Raw genomic sequence first — 2,652 nt, forward strand, 5'->3', positions numbered from 1 at the left:
CATTATCACAATCACAGGATCAGCAGATCCAGCTTTTTCAATAACATAGCGAGGTGTGCATTATGTCGTGGGATCGGTGTTGCCGAGCGCGATGACGTTCTCGCGGCGCAGGATGAACTCGCAACGCGCCAACTCCAGCACCAGCATCTTGTTGAGAGAAGGAATGGCGGTGAAGTCGAAGGTGTCGAGGCTCTTCACGGCCGGGAACCTGGCCTGCTTGATGCGCCGCTCGACCACGCGGCGCTCGCGGTCGATCAGTTCCAGTTCGACCAGGCGCAGCAGATAGCGGGGATGATCGACACCGTCGCGCGCGCATTCACGGGCGACCTTGTCGTATTCCCGCAGCACCGTCGGCAGCTTCAATTGCTTGAGGTGATGACCAAGCAAGACCTGCGGCGTACCGCTCGTCGTGCCCGCCGGCATCGCGTCGACTGCTCCCTTGCCGATCATGCCGCTCTCCCAGGAATGAGCACGGCGTAATCGGCTGCCGATGTCGTCTTCACGCTGGTCTTCGGCAGATGCGGATAGGCGGTGAGGTCAAGCCTGGCCGGCCTTCGCTCGATCCGGGCCAGTGCGATCTGCTTGACTGCATCAAAGCCGATCGCGCCGAGCCGGATCGCTTCGGTGACGGCATAGGTCACGACCTCCTTCGGGATCGCCTCCATCAGCCGCAGCACCTGGATGAACTCGCGCTTGCCGCGATTGCCCATCCGCGCCTCCATCAGGTGACGCAGATGCTGGAAGGTCTCGGGAAGACCCCAATCCTTCAAGGGCGCGGCCTGATCAAGTGCGTTCGACTTCGTCTCGATCAGCGCCAGATAATGCAGCGGATCAAAGACGAAGGCTCCCGAACTATAGGCGCGCTGATGCCGGGCAATCTCCTCGCCGCCGCACAGGATGACCACCTCGTCCACGAACCCCTTCACGATGACGTGCCGGAAGCCAAAGGCCGTCGGCACCGAGTAGTCGTTGCGGCGATAACGCACCAGCGCCGTCGATGAGACGCGGGCAGCCCGCTTCTCGCAGGGCTCCAGCGGCACGGCAGGCAGTTCCCTGAAGGCATCCAGATCGGCGGCAAGGCGCTCACCAATCGTCGCGGTATGGCGTCCGGCATGTTCGTTCTGTCGCGCCCGACATCGCGCGGCCAGCATGGTGTTGAGATCGTCGAAGCTGGCCGCCGCTGGGATCGGCGTCATGAAGTTCGAGCGGGCATACTTCACCAGCCCCTCGACCTTGCCCTTGTCGTTCCCCTTGCCGGGGCGGCCGAAGCGATCCCGGAACAGATAGTGGCTCACCAGCTCCGTGAACGCCCGCGTCCGCTCCCGTTTGCCGTCGCCGCAGATCTTGGCCACCGCAATTTTGGTGTTGTCGTAAAGCACCGACAGCGGCACCCCGCCGAAGAAGGCGAAGGCAGAGACGTGACCGTCCAGGAAGGCCTCCGTCGTCTCGGCCGGGTAAGCCTTCACGAAGGGCGCATCCGATTGCGGCAGGTCCATGCAAAAGAAGTGGAGCTTGCAGCGAAGCCCGCCGATCACGCCGACAGCCTCGCCAAAATCCACCTGCGCATGGCCCGGCGGATGCGACAGCGGCACGAACGTCTCGCGGCCCCGTGCCCGCGCGATCCGGACATAGTCCTTCACCACCGTATAGCCGCCGCCGAACCCATGCTCGTCGCGCAGCCGTTCAAAAATCCGCTTCGCCGTATGCCGCTGCTTCACCGGACCAGTCCGGTCCGCCTCCAGGATCGCATCGATCACTGGCAGCAGCGCACCCAGCTTCGGCTTCGTCACAGGCTTCGTGCGCGTATAGCCCGGCGGCAGCGAGAACCGGCACATCTTCAAGACCGTCTCGCGGCTCAGCCCGAAAACACGGGCCGCCTCACGACGGCTGTTGCCCTCGACGAAGACGAAATGCCGGACGGCGGCGTAGACTTCCACGGCAAACATTCCCGGCCGACCCCCAAAAGGATCAGCCTAACCACTGGACGGTTTTTACTCCGCCCGCACCCGCGTTTGGCCGGCGCTCCATGGCCTAATTTGTCACCGCCGCGCACAGCCTCGGGGCCTAAAGCCTTCAAAGGTCGTGTGACACAGATTGAGACGCCTTTGCTCTCCTGAACCCATCATGCGGCGGCCCGAGTGCTGACCGCGAAGAAAAGCGCGTGACCCGCGGACGATACGATCCGGAAAAGAGCAGGAGCAACTTGACTTCAAAGACCCCAATCAGAGGCCTCCCATGGCTACCTAACTGGAGACACGATGACGAGGGCCTTCGGGCAGAAACGGCTGCTGACCGATGGCGAGGTCAACGCCAATCTGGATCGCCTCGTCACGCAGGCTCTCGTCAAATCCGTTGGGCTGCTGGCCTTTGATTATGGCCCTGGCCGCCGCGATGATCGCGGGGATCAGAATAGCAGGGTTGATGCCGAACAGCTTTTGCTCGGTAAGCTGCTGACCTTTGGCAAGGTCACCTGCAATTTGGATCGCCTCGCCACGTAGGCTCTCGTCAAACCCGTTGGGCTGCTGGCCTTTGACCACGGCCCTGGCCGCCGCGATGATCGCGGGGATCAGAATAGCAGGGTTGATGCCGAACAGCTTTTGCTCGGTAAGCTGCTGACCTTTGGCAAGGTCACCTGCAATTTGGATCGCCTCG

At 62.4% G+C, this 2,652-nt stretch carries 2 protein-coding genes and 1 pseudogene; all 3 read right to left on the bottom strand.

Annotation, left to right across the window (positions count from 1 at the left end):
- Positions 1-75 precede the first annotated feature (75 nt).
- A pseudogene (locus tag AC0L3D_RS36310) lies at positions 76-423 on the bottom strand (ATP-binding protein); the annotation flags it as partial.
- A 23-nt stretch (positions 424-446) separates the two neighbouring features.
- Positions 447-1,946, bottom strand: coding sequence for an IS21 family transposase (gene istA, locus AC0L3D_RS36315; protein WP_473647488.1), 1,500 nt, complete (start codon positions 1,944-1,946; stop codon positions 447-449).
- A gap of 297 nt (positions 1,947-2,243) precedes the next feature.
- A partial coding sequence (locus AC0L3D_RS36320; protein ID WP_473647489.1) for a hypothetical protein occupies positions 2,244-2,652 on the bottom strand: 409 nt, incomplete at its 5' end.

It is taken from the genome of Mesorhizobium sp. WSM4837 (assembly GCF_055811435.1).

Excerpts from the sequence above, each read along its gene's own strand:
- istA (WP_473647488.1), bottom strand. The coding sequence starts at position 1,946 with ATGTTTGCCGTGGAAGTCTACGCCGCCGTCCGGCATTTCGTCTTCGTC.